Source organism: Hydrosulfovibrio ferrireducens, from assembly GCF_046883345.1.
Classification (GTDB): Bacteria; Desulfobacterota; Desulfobulbia; order Desulfobulbales; family Desulfurivibrionaceae; genus Thiovibrio; species Thiovibrio ferrireducens.
Map to the genome: position 1 here is coordinate 85101 of NZ_JALKCW010000012.1, position 15765 is coordinate 100865.

Consider the following 15765-nt stretch of genomic DNA (forward strand, 5'->3'; position numbering starts at 1 on the left):
GCAGCGGATCACGGAATTTGTGGCGCAGACGCGATTTCTCCGCCGCCACCCAACACTTTATATAATGTCACCAGGTTCTGCAGCCGCGTTAACCGGGTGGCAATCAACCCCTTTTGGGCGTCATAGAGCGAACGCTGGGAATCCAACGCATTCAGATAGCTGTCCACCCCTTTTTCATAGCGAGCTTGAGAGAGGCGGTAACTCATGGCGGTGGCATCGGTGAGCGACTGCTGCGCAGCCACCTGGTCGTCGATGGTTCCCCGCTGGGCAAGGGCGTCGGCCACTTCCCGGAAGGCCGTCTGAATCGCCTTCTCATACCGGGCAACAGCGATGTCCCGATCCACCTCCGCCACCTTTAAACTAGCCCATCTGCTGCCGGCATCGAAAATCGGGAGAACTATTTGTGGTGCGAAAGCCCAAGCGCCCGATCCTGATTTGAAGAGACCGGATAACTCATCGCTTCCGACTCCAACAGAACTGACCAGAGTGATGCGTGGGAAAAACGCCGCCCTTGCCGCGCCTATATTGGCATTAAATCCCTTAAGCTGATTCTCCGCCTGCAGGACATCGGGACGCCGCAGCAGTACCTCGGACGGCAAACCTGGGGAGATATCCTTCATAGTTGTAAGTGTTTCGGATAATGTCTGGGGAAGTAATTCGGCTGGGACCGTCGACCCGACGACCAAGTTGAGACCGTTTTCGTCTTGGGCCACCAGAGTAAGGTAGCGGGCGATATCCACCCGCGCTGCATCCACCCGGGTTTGCGCCTGCCGAAGATCCAACTCTGAAGAGGCTCCCATTTCAAAGCGACGCTGAATTAATTGGTAGGTGCTCTGTTGGGCATCCAGAGTATTTTGGGCCAGTGCAAGCAGTTCACGGTCGGCAGCCAGGGTCAAGTATTGCGTAGCTACCTCTGCGACCAAGCTGATCTGGACAGTGCGTCGCGCCTGCTCGGTAGCAAGATATTGTTCTAATGCTTGATCCTTCAGACTTTGCACGCGACCGAACAGATCAAGTTCGTAAGCGCTGACCCCAACACCTACGTTATATTGATGAACGGTTTCGGCCTGACCTGTGGTCGAAAGGGTCTCAGGGATCCGTTGTTTGCTGCCGGCAGCGGTGGCGTCGATCTGCGGAAACAGCTCGGCACGTTGGATCCGGTACTGAGCCCGTGACCTCTCGATATTGAGAGCGGCGATGCGCAGGTCGCGGTTATTTTCGAGGGCGAGAATAATCAATTTCTGCAACTGCTGATCAACAAAGAATTCCTGCCAGGGGATATCGGCCACTTCTTTGGCGGATTGGCTTTCTCCTCGCTCTTGATATGCCGAGCCGCTTGGCCAAACGGCCGCCGTCGGTGCCTCGGGGCGGACATACCTGGGGGCCATGGTACAGCCCTCCAGGCAAAGCAATGCTGCCATGGGCAAACACAGGGCTGCGATCTTCGATTTCATATCAATGCACCTCCTGAGCTTTGGGATCAGCCGAGGACTGTGGTGTCGGCTTTTTTCCGGCAAAGCGTCGAGAAATCAAGACAAAGAAAAACGGGATAAAAATCAAGTCGATGAAAGTAGCCGAAAGCAGCCCGCCGGTGACGGCGGTGCCGATGGCGTTCTGAGCCGCGGAGCCTGCCCCGCGGCTCAAAGCCAGCGGCAGGGTGCCGAAGAAGAAAGCCAGGGAGGTCATGATGACCGGACGCAATCTGATCTTAACCGCGGCCAGAGTGGCCTCAACCAGCTCATGGCCCTGATTCATCTGCTCCTTGATGAATTGAATGATCAGGATGGCGTTTTTGGTGGAAAGGCCCACAGTGGTGAGCAGCCCAATCTGGAGATAGACATCGTTGGGCAGCCCCCGCATTGTAACTGCCACAACTGCACCCACCAATCCCAGCGGCAACATCAACAGGTTGACAAAGGGGATAGTCCAGCTCTCGTACAACGCAGCCACAGCCAGAAACACCACCAAAAGCGAGATGGCATACAGGGCCGGCGCCTGTTTGCCTGCCTGCTTCTCCTCATAGGAGAGACCGGTCCACTCGTAACCGATCCCCGACGGCAGCCCAACAGCCATTTTCTCCATTTCGTCCATCGCCTCACCGGTACTCACGCCAGGGGCTGCCTGCCCCATAATCTCCACGGATGGAATCCCGTTATATCGTTCCAGGCGGGGCGATCCATACTGCCAGTGGGCGGTCGCAAAGGCCGAGAATGGCACCATCTCGCCCCTTTCGTTTCGGACATACCAGCTTTTAATATCCTCTGGCAGCATTCGGTACTTGGCGTCGGCCTGGAGATAGACTTTCTTGACCCGGCCATTCTGAATGAAGTCGTTAACGTAGGAACTGCCCCAGGCTGTTGTCAGAATATTATTGATGTCGGCCGGGGAGACCCCCAGGACTCCTGCCCGGACATCATCAATATCGAGCTTGAACTGGGGTGAGTCATCCTGACCGTTCGGGCGCACCGCAATCAGCTTGGGATTTTTCCTGGCCAGACCCAACAACTGGTTGCGTGCCTCCATCAGCTTATCGTGTCCCAAGCCGCCACGATCCTGCAACTGAAAGTCAAAACCATTGGCCTGCCCCAACTCCACCACCGCCGGTGGCGAGAAGGCAAAAACCATACCGTCACGAACCTTTGAGAAGGCCTGCATAGCCCGGCCGGCAATGGCCGGTGCCTTCAACTCGGTGGCCTTGCGCAGATTCCAGTCCTTGAGCTTGACAAAGGCCAGTCCCATGTTCTGCCCTCGACCGGCAAAACTGAACCCGGCCACGGTGATTATGGATTCAACTGCTTTGGATTCCCGCTCCAAAAAATGCTGCTCCATCTGTCGTATCACCTGAATGGTCCGTTCCTCTGTGGCGCCGGCAGGCAGTTGCACCTGGCAAATGATGAATCCCTGGTCCTCGTCCGGCAGGAAGGCGGTAGGAAGCCGCATGAAAAAGAAAACCATAGCCGCCACAATAGCGCCATAGACAACCAGGTAACGTACCGGTTTACCAAAGGAGCGACCGACGATCCCTTCGTACTGCTCCCTGCCGCGGTCGAACAACGTGTTGAACCAGTGGAAAAACCTCCTAAACCAACCCGATTCCCCAGGCTCGTGCCCCTTTTCCACCGGTTTGAGCAGGGTGGCACACAGGGCTGGTGTAAGAATCATAGCCACCAGCACCGAAAGAATCATAGAGGAAACGATGGTGATAGAAAACTGGCGATAGATGGCGCCGGTGGATCCACCAAAAAAGGCCATGGGCACGAAAACCGCTGTCAGTACGGTGGCGATGCCCCAGAGTGCGCCGGTGATCTGGCCCATGGATTTGATGGTCGCCTCCCGTGGCGACAACCCCTCCTCGGACATAATCCGCTCCACGTTCTCTACAACCACGATTGCGTCATCTACGAGCAAACCGATGGCGATAACCAAAGCGAACATGGTCAGAGTGTTTATGGAAAAACCGCTGGCCGACAGCACTCCGAAGGTGCCAAGCAAAACGACCGGTACCGCAATGGTGGGTATCAATGTGGCCCTGAAGTTCTGCAGGAAAAGAAACATGATGACAAAAACGAGGAGGACTGCCTCAAACAGGGTCTGAACCACCTCTTCTATTGATATTTTGACAAAAGGAGTGGTGTCGTAGGGATAAACCACCTTCATGCCGGCAGGGAAGTATTTCGACAATTCCTCCAACTTGGCCTTGACGCGATTGCCCGTATCCAGGGCATTGGCGCCGGCAGCCAGACGGATTGCCATACCACCCATCGGCTTCCCTTTGTAGAACGACTGAATATCGTAGTTTTCGGTGCCTATCTTGCTTTCGGCTACATCCTTCAACCTGACAGTAGAACCATCGCTGTTGGTCCGCAGGATGATTGCATCGAACTGCTCCGGAGTCTGCAGCAGGGTGCGGGCCGTGATGGTGGCGTTGAGTTGTTGCCCCTGCACAGCAGGGGTTCCGCCGAACTGACCGGCTGAAACCTGGGCGTTCTGGGCCTGTAGCGCCGCAATTACATCGTTGGTGGTCAAGTGGAAGTTGTTCAGCTTGACTGGATTCAGCCATATTCGCATGGCGTTCTGGGTACCGAACACCTGCATTTCTCCTACTCCCTCCACCCTACTGATGATGTCCTGAAGGTTGGAAACCATGTAGTCAGTCAGGGTGTTACGGTTCATGGATCCGTCTTCCGAAACCAACCCAAAGATAAGCAGGAAGTTCTTGGTGGATTTGACCACCGAAACCCCTTGTCGCTGCACGATTTGGGGCAGCAGCGGCGTAGCCAGTTGCAGCTTGTTCTGCACCTGCACCTGGGCGATGTTCGGGTCGGTACCGGCTTTGAAGGTCAGATTGATGGCCACCGCCCCGGCTGAATCGCTGGTGGAAGACATATAGATCAGGTTATCGATGCCGTTCAGCTTCTGTTCGATGACCTGGGTGACGGTATCCTGCACGGTCTGGGCCGAGGCGCCGGGATACGTGGCGTTGATCGTGATCTGGGGGGGCGCGATGGGCGGGTATTGGGAGACCGGCATGGTCTTGATCGCCAGCAATCCGGCCAGCATGACCATGATGGCGATCACCCAGGCAAAGATAGGGCGATTGATGAAAAACCTGGACATGGAGCGTCTCCTTTACTTTTTAGCTGCTGCTGACGTTGGAATGCCAGCTGGGGGTGCATCCGGCTTGCTGCTGAACGGTACGGCTTTGACCGGAGTTCCAGGACGCGCCTTTTGGATCCCCTCCAAGATTACGCGGTCTCCAGCCTTCAACCCTTCAGTCACCAGCCAGTTGTCGCCAACCGTTCTGGAAACCTTGATGACACGCGGCTCCACCTTCTCCTCGGCACCGACCACCATGACCATGGCCTCGCCCTTCGGATTACGGCTAACCCCACGCTGCGGAACCAGTATCGCCTGTTCACTGATCCCTTCCTGCACAATGCCGCGGACAAACATGCCGGGCAGCAACAGTTGATTTGGGTTGGGAAAGAGCGCCCGCAGGATGACGGAACCGGTACTCTGATCGACAGTCACTTCGCTGAATTTCAGGGTTCCCTCTTGCGGATAAGAGCTGCCGTCTTCCAGCAGCAGCTTGACTTTTGCCTTGCCGGCATCTTTCCCCGTAATTTCGCCATTAGCAAGATTCCGCTTCAGACGGAGCACCTCGGCGCTGGACTGTGTCACATCCACGTAGACTGGATCAAGTTGCTGAATCGTGGCCATCGGCGCCGCTTGACTCGCTGTTACCAATGCACCATCGGTCACGGTCGAGCGGCCGATCCGACCCGATATCGGTGCCTTCACACTGGTGTAATCCAGATTGATGCGAGCGGCCTCGACGACCGCCTGATTGGCTGCAACATCGGCCTCAGCCTGTTTGAGCATTGAGCTTGCATCATCGTAATCCTGTCGGCTCACGGCATTTATAGCTACCAACTCCCGAAAACGTTCCGCCTTGAGTCGGATCGGGATAAGGTTGGCCTCGGCTCGGGCCAGGGCTGCTTTGGCATTGGCGTAAGCGGCCTGATAGGTTGCGGGATCAATCTGATACAGCACCTGCCCGGCCTTCACGTCTGTTCCCTCGGCAAACAGTCTTTTCTGGATAATCCCCCCCACCTGGGGACGCACTTCGGCAATCATGTAGGGCGATGTCCGGCCTGAGAGCTCCATGGTCAAGGCGATTGGCGCAGTAGTTATGGCCACGATCCCTACCTCGGGAGGACCGCTGGTTGGCGGGCCTCCCGAGGTATTTTGCTTACAACCGGTTATCGCGAACATGCCGATTAAGAGTCCCGTCAGAGCGATCAGTTTGAATTTGTCAGTGGTGTCCATCAAAATTTACCTCAAAGGAGTTGAGCGACTTCCTAGCTTGATCGCTGTCGCATCGAACGGATGCGACAGCACCGGGAAGAAATTTACGAGCAAAAAAAGAGGGTGAATATTCACTCCTCAATAAAGTGTTAAAAAATCCCCTGCCGCGACACTGCGGTTCACCTTTTGATGCCATCCCAGCAGGCATGAACGGTCTGCACAAGCAAAACATCATCCAATTCAACAAAACCAAGAATATGGTCACGAGCTATAGTCAAAAGAGGCCCAATCGCTATGGCAAACAACACGACCAGAGGGAGATCCTTCACGATCTTCCTGACTCCCCCTTCCTCAAGAAGCGTACGATACATATCTCCATCATTGCCCTGCCCCAGAATTCTATCTCTACGAAAAGCCACACCATAAGGCGAGTTGAGATACTGCTCCAGAAAACGAAACTCCAAAGGATGTGTGATAAAATAACGGAGCAGCTCGGTACTGATATGGATAAATCTATCCCTAAGCGATTTGTCCAGCTTATAACCCTCCATGAGTCCCGTCTGGATTTTATCGTGGAGATCCTGAAATAAGTCTGTGATAAGCACGTCTTTATTTACGAAATAACGATAGATGGTCCCCGCCCCTACGCCGGCTCGATCGGCGATGCTGGCGATTGGGGCACCATGGAATCCATGCTCGGCGATCAGTTCCAATGCCGCTTGCAGTATCTCTTGTCGTTTTTCAGAAGTCGCCATACCGGACCACCTATCTCAGGAGTGAACGTTCGCTCCCAAGATAGGTGGTTATCCATTTCTTGTCAAATTGTTTTTTACAGACCTATGTAATTCATGAGCTAACCTAGTCTGTTGATTATTGCGTATCTTGGAGGCGAAACACTGGATACCGAAAAGGCTAAAGCGAGTAATATGGTCCGCCAACTGCTCCACATCTTCGATCAGCGGCTTAGGGCCGTTTTGAGAGGGATCCTGTCCACTCTTGCGGCGACGGGCATATAGCAATGGGCCCAAACACTGGGATCGGATACTCATAGAGCAGAGTTGCACCTCTTGCTCGTTGGGCTCTTTGTCCAGTAGTTCACTGACCAGAAGGTCAAAACCGCGGACGCTTGGTTCCACCGATTCCCACATGACTTTGGTCAGCAAGCCGGAAGGGTTTGCCGCCTCCTTATAAAAGATGTCAAAAGCATGGCTTTTCGGATTGGTGATCCTCTGCATAATTGAAAATATCAAACCGCGCATCCGCGCTTCCGCCGGAGCTTCTGCCGAAATTCCGCCATTAAGGGGATAGGCCTTCGATGCCTGAGCGAAAGCGTAACGCCAGCACTCCACATACAAGTCCTCCTTGCTGCCGAAATGATAACTGACCGCAGCGTTATTGACCTTGGCCTTTTTGCAAATCTCGGCGATTGTCGCCTGGCGAAAGCCTTTGCTTGCAAAAACCTTACATGCGGACACCAACAGGTTTCGACGTGTTTCCTGTCCATCGCTTCGTTGTTTTCTCATGACTCATTCCCTTTTCAAATAAGTTAAATATATATTTGACTTATTTACATTGTCGCGTCAATTGGTTTTTGGGACCAGATTTCAAAAGACTATACCCTGAAAAAAAATAATGGAGATCAGGTCAAGCCTTCCATGGCAGATAAATACTCATCACTCAGTATCGTTACAGTGACGGGTTGAACTCACCGCTCCTTTTATTATGCTGAAGCATCAAGATAATCTCCGCCCTGCCCTCCACAATCTCATTCCCCAGTTTTCCGAAGAAGATTTTGTGTGCTTTACAAGTTCATACCTTCCTCCATTGAAAAGCGCTTCTAGTTCTTCCCGGTCCCAGTGCCCTCCTCCCGCAATGCATTTTTTCAGCATGTTCCCGGTGAACGCGATGAGAGATTTGCCTCTCGGCATCATAAATAGAAGGGTCGAAATCCCATGATCGTCCCTCCCGTCGACCTCCACCAAGAAAAAACGCCGACTTGAGAACGAAACTCCCACCAGAACATATGGCCGCGGGCTACCGGAAATCTTAGGCACCTTGGGAAGACAGCAGCCTTCAGGGGCTTCCCCTTCGAAAAACGACAGGCTCGCTCCTTTGATGTAGGGCAGGGCCTTAAATAACTTTCGAAAACTCCACGAAACATCGTTCACGGACTTGAACGGAGTAAATTCGACTGACGGTAGTTCCCCGCATCCAGCCTCATCGTACAGAGTCCCATCCTTTGTAGAAACGTACTCTAAACGTACCCCTCCGCCTCCAGGGCGATCTTCGCCTTGGCCTTTTTCGTTTACTCTTTCCCGAACTTTGACCACCTCGATCCGCTGCGCAAAATCCGCAGTGGTGAAGTCGAGTCTCACCGCATAAGGAGCCGTAATCCCTTTCGGTGACTTCGGCTCCGGGTCGATAGCGGCCTCCTCCGGCTCCTCCTTGATCCTTCCTCCCCCGCTTCCCTTTTTTCCGCCTTCATGTGTTCTGAACCCGGGATGTTCGTAACTGAGGGTGGAAAAGGGCAGCCTGACAGCGGAACTGAACTGTTTTATTTCCAGGACCAGGATGGTTTTCTCGATTTTCATCCCCCTGACCACCCAGCTACTGCCCGGGATGGCCGGCGGCTCGGCATGAAGCGGATACGCATACTCCCCATTTCGCATGTTCTCCCCGCCACCGTTAGAAGCGGAGGACCAGACCTTCTTCCATGCCGCCCGAAACTCCCCGTCAAAAAGGACCAAAGCCATCCTTTTGATGACTTCGGTAGACAGGGAGGCGATGGCGACCCGTTCCGAGAACTTGAGATGCGCCTGGCCGTCCGTTAGTGTGGATGTGCATACATCCGTGAAAAGATCCGGCCCCAGCAGTTCAGCTGTCATCATCCTGTTGGGGGCGAAATAGGCCCGGATCACCTCCAGGCAGGGAACCACGATCCGCTCCCCACGATTCCATATGACCACGCATTTCTCCCGGAGATTGAATCTCGTCCGCAGTTCATACTGCCTTGGCACCGATATCGCATCGCAGATACTCACCTTCGGCGAGGAGCAGAACCGGATTTGCATCCGAGTGCCCAAATGGTTCACCCCTGTTGGTTTACCATCCCGGTAGGCACAGCCGAGACGAAAGGCCGGCAGTGCCCCCCAAGGCATGGCTAGGTCATGCAACGTACCGTTCTCCCGCCGGAAGACAGCCTGCATCTGCCACTGTTTATGTTGCCCCGCATGGTAGGGCGACCGAAGCCAGTGGAGATAGACGTTTTCGTTCTTGTCAAAAGGCCAATCCTTAAATTTCATCTCCATGTATCACCCCTTTTTCAAATGCATAAATTATCCGCTCGATCTCGGCCGCGACGCTGGCGGGATATTCGGGCCGAAGATGCGCTTTGCGAACGATTCGCCAGGGCTCCAACGATTCTCCACACCGCAATAGCTCTCTCGCCGCAGCCCTCACGCGCCTGATTTCAAAGGAGTCCCTGGTCTCGATAACGCCTTCAAGACTCGCTCTTGCTACAGGGAGCTTGTCGATATTCCTTTGCAATATGCCAAGCGCACCGAGCTTTTTGCCGATGGCGCTAATAGTGACGCGTACGGGTCTCCCAGGTGCGTAGAGAATGGCATGCGCGACGGGACCGACCCGGGCCCCGAGTTCGCGATCTCGGCCCGGCCAGTCAACCCGGCATCCGGCAGCCCCTTTCCTGGACTTGACCGGAGGGAGATTCTCGAAAAGCCATTTCTGATCATTGCGGTAAAGCCAGCAATAATCAGCTGGGCCTAGCGCCCTGAGTTCCTTCCGTCCCTTTTGGGGATGCGGAGCTATGAGCGCGAGCCATCGCGTACGGCGCTCAATCAGCGATTGCCCAACCTCAATGAAATTTTCCTCCTGTCGGCAGTCCGCCAGCCTGGCCAGGTGGCGAATTACTGTTTTCACATCTACGCCGAGGGCACGAGCGGTTGCCCTCAGGCTTTTCCCCTCCTTTTCTGAAAGGCGGATCAATTCCGCCTCCCACGCCGGACCGACTTCAAGGATTTTCCCCTCCGAAACTTGTCGCTGCGTTCCCGGTCAGGGCCGGTCCGGGCATAGTTAAAGCCACATGAACAGTAGAAATGGCCGACCGGCTCCCCCGTCTCACAATTCCTGGTGATGACACACCGGCGGACAAGTGCCTGCCGGTAATGGGATACGGCAGGATTAAGACAAGGCCAGGGACCTCTTCCAAAGGGCCGGCTCTCAGGGATGCTGGTGCAGAAAAACTCCTCGAGCCCTGTCCCAAGAAAATGGATCAAAAGGATGTGGCGGAGAGGATGGCTCGCCTTTCGCGGCTTGCGCACAATGCTATTCAACCAATTGTCCTGAGAGTCGATGTTTATGCGGCAGTGGATTTGCGCCAGAAAGCAATCCCCGTAATGTGCGATAAACCTCTCCAGAAGCTCACGCTGAGCCACCCGGCCTGAATAGCTCGCAAGGTCCATCTGCCGGAGGTGATGCAGATACTTTTTCCGAAGGAAGAAAAACCCGGGACTTTCGGTCTCCGGATGGCTGAGCAGCCAAGCCACCGAACGGGTTATTTCCCGGCAGTGGAGGAAATACCTCTCGTAAGGTTGCGGAAGGTATTTCCCGTTGGGTACGGGAGCGGCAACGAAGGCGTGCTTATTCTGAGGGGCGGCGGTCGGGACATCGCTTTCGCAAAGCCAAACCTCGTGCCTATGGCAAAGCAGGGCTCCGGCTGCCTGATGGCTTCTATGCCAGTATGGTTCCCCGTACCGGCTTTCGTCAGCGGCGAGGCACTCTGGGCAGAATCTGAGATACCTGGGCGATGGAACGCCGCTGGCCATGACACCCATGGCCATGTGGATGCCGCCCCCGTGGGTGGAGCCCTTCATCCAGGCGATCAGCTTGTCAACCCGGTGCCTTGGCAAGAAGGGGCTATAGAGCGGAAGGAGGGTATTTTCCTTGATCAGGCGATCGACTGTGGTGAGGGTACCAACAGGGAGCTGCCTTCGTAGGCAATTCAAGCGGTTTGGCAGATCTACCACTGCGCTGGCGTTGGTAGATCCGAAAAGATCCTTCATGGTGGCTTTGATGCTCAGATTGCCGCTTCTGCGATGGTAACGGGCACAGGCGCTGTAGAGCATCTCGTCTGGATATAATGCCGGGAAAAAGGCGAGCATGGTTATGGGGCTCCCGCAGCCAGGAATTCCTCGGCAGACTTAATGACTCCGGCGGCCTTCAACGCATCGTATGGAGATGTTCCCTTGGCGGCCTTTGCGACGATCTCTCGCAGGTCGCCGCTGAGCGAAACGACCTTCAGTCTTTTTTTCTTCTCCTGCGGCTTCGCGGCTTCCTCAGCGTTCACCTTCTTCAGAGCCGTCTCCTCCGCGGCAAGGCGAAAAGCCTCACTGCCGGCAAGCCGCAGGTCCGTCTCAGCCGCGAAGCGGCGGCAGGCCGACTGGGCGCTCCTTACTGCGATTTCCGGGGCGTATCCCGCTTGGACGATTAGAGCGGCGAGTTGCTCTTCAGGAGACTCCCCGAGCCCTTCTTCATCCGCCTCGGCTACCGCAACCTGGTTCCGCAAGGTGTTTAATGTCCCCTGCAGTTGCACCCGGCCTAGAGCTTTCCGAAAATGATCATGCAGCAGGTTTCCGGGCAGACCGATGTCCGAGATATCCTTCAGCGCCTCCAAATCGCCCATCCGAAGGGCTCTGAGGATCGGAGCAACTGCAGTAAGATTCTCCCGGGCGAGCACCCTGATCATCGCCGGGGTGATCCTTTCCGTTTTATCCTTTGAGCCGATCACCTCCCATTGCGCCAGCATGTAGAGTTTGGTCGCGATGTCCAGGATCCCCTGCGACTCCTCATAGATTACCTTCTTTAGCGACTGCTCCAGAGGAGTCGGGACTGCGGTCCATTGGTAACGCCAGACACGCTCGATAAAATAGTCCCAGACTTGATCCTCGGCGAAGTTGTGCATGAGCACGTCGCCTTGCCCGGTGGTCCTTCGGGCCAGGGAGAACTCCTTGGTGAACAGACCCAGGGCCTTATAGGTTCCCATGAGGACGACAGGCACACCGATGGTGTTGGTCAACTGGACGAAGAAATTAAGCAGCAGGTTTGAATTGTCCTTGTGGGCCCCCCTCAGGCGCTGAATCTCATCAATCACCAGGACGCCCAGCCCGACGTTTGCCGCGATTATGGCAATGATGGGCATTAGGTCGTTGGCGGTCCGTCTCTGGTTGGCATACTTTTCCGCGTAGCGGGTTCCCAGGAGCCGATCAATCGCATGGAAAAAGCTGCTGCACAGACCTCTCGGAGACCCATCATAGGGGCAGTCGAGTTTGAGCCATACCAATTGCTGCTGATCGAAGGAACCTCCGTTGTATTCCCGGTGGGTAATGACCTGAGGAAGGAGGGAAAGGATGCTCTCGATGAGCGTCGACTTCCCGACCCCGCTGGCGCCGATGATCGAAAATCCGGCTGCGGTCGACCGGATTGTGGGTGTGTAGGGATAGGATGAGCCCCGATTCCAGTCGAGATCTGGGAACCCTGCCTGAATCTGTTTGACCCACTCGGCCGAGAGAGGATTTCGCGCAAGATACCCATTTCGGATCATCCGGGAGAACTTCTGCTCTATCTCCAGGTATTCAGGCAAAGGAACGACGATATTTTGAATTCTCTGGACCGCGTTCAGTCGGCGCAACGCGGGAAGGGTTCTCTCGGCTTCCGAATAGGCAGGCATACGCCTCAGCAGGCTGCCGGCTTTTTCCGGAGACAATTCCTGCGGCAACGATTCGATAAAACAGTTGTGGCGATAGAGGGGCTCTTCGCTCTCCTGATAGATGGCATTTACCCTATTGCCGATAAGGAAATGCCCGAGTTCCCGGCCCCCCGACTTTTTCATGGCTGCTCCTCCTCGGCATCGGCTTTTAATATGTCGAGGAAGTCCTTTCGCTTGGCCGAGGACGAGGCTTTGGCACTCATTTCCCCCTTGGCCAGGGGAAGCAAGGTTCCAGGCGCACCGCACTGCCGTTCGGCCCGCAAGTCGAAAGCCTCGTCCCGACGATTGAGCTTCTTTTCCTCGGCTCGGTTGTCACGAATCCCTTTCAGGCGCTGGTTGTTGCTCTGTTTCTGGGGGCCCGACTCCTCCTTCATCTTGGCGGCCTCCGCTTTTATGGCCGCGACCTGTGCCCGCAACGCGGCATCGGACTGTAGCCGCCGGCCTTCATGCTGCTGGGACTTCAACTTGTTCAGAGCAAAGAAATCGAGCACCTCTTCCAGCATCACGCCGTTGAATCGTTCCTCCTCCGGCAAAAGAGTGCAGGGATCGAAACTGCTGCCGTCGCTTGCGCGCAGATAGATGACTTCCATACTGCGGGGGTCATACGAGACCGGAACGGTCCAGGTTCCCTCACTTCGCGCACGGACGTACCATTGCTCCCGGAGTGCCCGGGCTGTCGTATAATGGACGCCCTGAAACCGAATCCCCTTGGGGGTAACGGTTGCCGATCCGGTCGGCATTAGATTCAGCCGGATGGTTTCCGGGCTCTTCTCACGCAGGTGGCCGCCCCGGTTGCCAATGCCCCATTCCCACAGGTTGACGGGGATCTTAGGTACGTCGTCGGCAATCATGTCCCTGTCCAGCGGATATTCCTCGACCCGATGATGGAGATTATATTTAATCACCGTAAGAATAATGATTTTGGTGAACTGGCGAAGATCAAGGGTGGCATCCAGACGGTGATCGGGGTCTCCTCTTTCGCGTTTCCTCACAGCACCGGGGAGCCAGTGGATGCTTTTCAGGTTCGCCCGCCGGAACATCTGCTCCACAATCCCTTTCCAGTCCGCCCGGTAAGGAGGGCAATTGGCAACACGGATATCCAGGGCATCGGCAAGGCTATCGGAATCAAGTCCCAAAAGCTCTCCCCGGTCTCCGAGGATCATTTCGGGAAGATACCGGCACGGCCAAGCCTCGGAGGCGATTTCAACGTCATACTCCGAACAGAACGACACCTTGTCGGTAGTAGCGTTGGCGAGTGCCATCATCGCCCCTACCCAGCTCGGCCCCTCAAGCCCCACGTAAATCCCCGCTACCATTCGGCTGAACACATCGACGACGAAATAGATCACGGGCCTGCCGATGATCCAGTTGCGGTTGAGGGTGCTGACCAGGTAGACATCCCCGATAGTGGCATCGATTTGAAAGATGGACCCCGGGCCGAAAGCCATCTGGGTCGAGTTGCCCAGTATAGGCCGGCTTTTCAATAAATATCTCTTTTCTCCTCGCCTCGAGACGATCGAGTGGGTCAGATCCCGTTCTTTGAGGTGCCAATAGCGGAATTGTTGAAAGGAGGGAAGCTGGGAGGCAGGAGGAAGGACCGGGACACTAACCCCGCCCTCGTTCCGGTAGCCCATGTTAAAATGCTTGTCGATCATGAGATCGTAGGCGCGGCGAAGGGGATTTCCCTCTTTGGTGTTGTAATAGAGGCCGATGGAGATCCTGAAGATCTTATGAAGTTCTTCGTCGACGTTAACGCCCACATACTCCGGGTCGAGTTGGAGGATCTTGCGCGGCCTGCCCCTTTTGGGCTGGTCGGAGCGGCACTCCTTGATGAGGCGATCCTTTCCGGGGCCTCCGCAGTTTTTGTACGCCGGAAGCAGGGCGTGCTTGATCTTCCCTCCCCGCCAGAAGCGTTTGAGCTGTTTGTAGACCTCTTTCGGCGCGACCTTGAATCGTTCCGCAGCCTTCCTGACCAAAGGCCCCCGCTGTTCCTCCAGATAAATGCCCGGCTCAACCGCCACCAAGTCTCGGATGATCTCCCAGGCCCTCTCCATCCGGTCCTTGTGCTTGTGGAGAAAAGCCGGATCCGGCTTGGCGAGCTGCGCGAAAGGATCGATCATGCGGCGGAAGGCTTGGCCGCCCGCGATTGCCGCCTCCAATTCTGAACCCCGTTTCCAAACGGGAAGCGGAAGCGAGACAGCATCGGAAACCGAAACAACGACGACCTGCTCGCCGGCATTGTCCGTCCAGAGCACCCTTTCCAGGCGCTGCGTGGCGTCTCCTTCCACCGGGTTCCATTCGATCAGGGTATTGATAGCAAGGAGGCGATTCATGCACTGTGCTCCTGCTCGATTGGATATCCAGCCACCCTCGCGACACGCAGGGGCTTGTCGGTTGCGATCACTTTTGTCATGTCCACCGTCCACCGTCCGGATGCAATGAGGTGCCTGACGACCCACAAGCCCGAACCCGCATTCAGCCCCAGGGCGTGGTCGATCGCAAGAGCGGCATGCGCCAAAGACTCCCGTGGGTTTTCGGTGATCAGATCGTACAAGGCCTCCTCGGCCTGAGAGATAATCTGAGGCGTGAGTCCTGGAGAACTTGCAATGTCTGCGGATGAGTGGACCCATTCGACATACTCAGCCATGGCCTTTGGAATATCCAATTCCGTGACGATCCCCCAATCAACTTTCCGCTCTACCCAGTAGGTCCGCTCGATCTCCAATTTTTCCAGGACCCGCTTGCTGCCGAGATCCTGGCTCATCTTCACGGATCGGGCCACCATGATGGTTCTTCCCTCGGAGAGAAGGTCGACAAGAAAGTCGGTGGTCATGATCGTGAATTCTTTGGTTTTTGGGTCTGTGGGATGCCTGACGCCAAGCCGTTCGGAGATCTTCATAGTGTCCTCGACCGGCAAGGGGAACTGTTCGCGGATGTCGACGACGAGAGAGGACCAGTCAAGCAGGTAGAAGTAATTCTTCTCGAGATTCGAGAGAAAGTGGTGAACGCGGCTTGTCGTCCACCCCTTGATTCGGTGGGAGAGCCCGCGCGAAGGGACTTCGCGGACCGTCAAGAAGGGTTTGTATTTTTCACCATGCCCCTGGCCGCGGCCTTGCTTAAGCTTTCTGTCCGCGCTGGTCATCTTGCGACGTGGCATACCGATTCCTTTTGTTGGG

General features: G+C 55.5%; 9 protein-coding genes and 1 pseudogene. All 10 read right to left on the reverse strand.

What is annotated here, in order from left to right:
- Positions 1 to 8: 8 nt before the first annotated feature.
- Complete coding sequence (gene adeC, locus MWR57_RS05615) at positions 9 to 1454, reverse strand: AdeC/AdeK/OprM family multidrug efflux complex outer membrane factor (protein ID WP_423123812.1); 1446 nt, start codon at positions 1452 to 1454, stop codon at positions 9 to 11.
- 1 nt (position 1455) lies between these two features.
- On the reverse strand, positions 1456 to 4617 hold the full coding sequence (locus tag MWR57_RS05620; protein ID WP_423123813.1) for an efflux RND transporter permease subunit: 3162 nt from the start codon (positions 4615 to 4617) through the stop codon (positions 1456 to 1458).
- Positions 4618 to 4629: 12 nt separating this feature from the next.
- Positions 4630 to 5829, reverse strand: coding sequence for an efflux RND transporter periplasmic adaptor subunit (locus tag MWR57_RS05625; protein ID WP_423123814.1), 1200 nt, complete (start codon positions 5827 to 5829; stop codon positions 4630 to 4632).
- Positions 5830 to 5987: 158 nt separating this feature from the next.
- Complete coding sequence (locus MWR57_RS05630) at positions 5988 to 6563, reverse strand: TetR/AcrR family transcriptional regulator (RefSeq protein WP_423123815.1); 576 nt, start codon at positions 6561 to 6563, stop codon at positions 5988 to 5990.
- Between the two features lie 48 nt (positions 6564 to 6611).
- Positions 6612 to 7331: a TetR/AcrR family transcriptional regulator gene (locus MWR57_RS05635; RefSeq protein ID WP_423123816.1), complete on the reverse strand. Its 720-nt coding sequence runs from the start codon at positions 7329 to 7331 to the stop codon at positions 6612 to 6614.
- A gap of 210 nt (positions 7332 to 7541) precedes the next feature.
- Complete coding sequence (locus MWR57_RS05640; protein WP_423123817.1) at positions 7542 to 9116, reverse strand: hypothetical protein; 1575 nt, start codon at positions 9114 to 9116, stop codon at positions 7542 to 7544.
- Positions 9100 to 10985 (reverse strand): annotated as a pseudogene (locus MWR57_RS05645) (TnsD family transposase). Before MWR57_RS05645 ends, MWR57_RS05640 begins: the two are co-directional and overlap by 17 nt.
- A gap of 2 nt (positions 10986 to 10987) precedes the next feature.
- Positions 10988 to 12712 carry an ATP-binding protein gene (locus tag MWR57_RS05650; protein WP_423123818.1) on the reverse strand — a complete coding sequence of 575 codons (1725 nt, stop codon included), beginning with the start codon at positions 12710 to 12712 and terminating at the stop codon, positions 10988 to 10990.
- Complete coding sequence (locus MWR57_RS05655) at positions 12709 to 14922, reverse strand: Mu transposase C-terminal domain-containing protein (RefSeq protein WP_423123819.1); 2214 nt, start codon at positions 14920 to 14922, stop codon at positions 12709 to 12711. The genes MWR57_RS05650 and MWR57_RS05655 overlap by 4 nt, the downstream gene beginning before the upstream one ends.
- The gene (locus tag MWR57_RS05660) at positions 14919 to 15746 is read right to left on the reverse strand and encodes a TnsA endonuclease N-terminal domain-containing protein (protein ID WP_423123820.1); all 828 of its coding nucleotides are present in this window, start codon (positions 15744 to 15746) and stop codon (positions 14919 to 14921) included. The genes MWR57_RS05655 and MWR57_RS05660 overlap by 4 nt, the downstream gene beginning before the upstream one ends.
- Between the last annotated feature and the right edge of the window lie 19 nt (positions 15747 to 15765).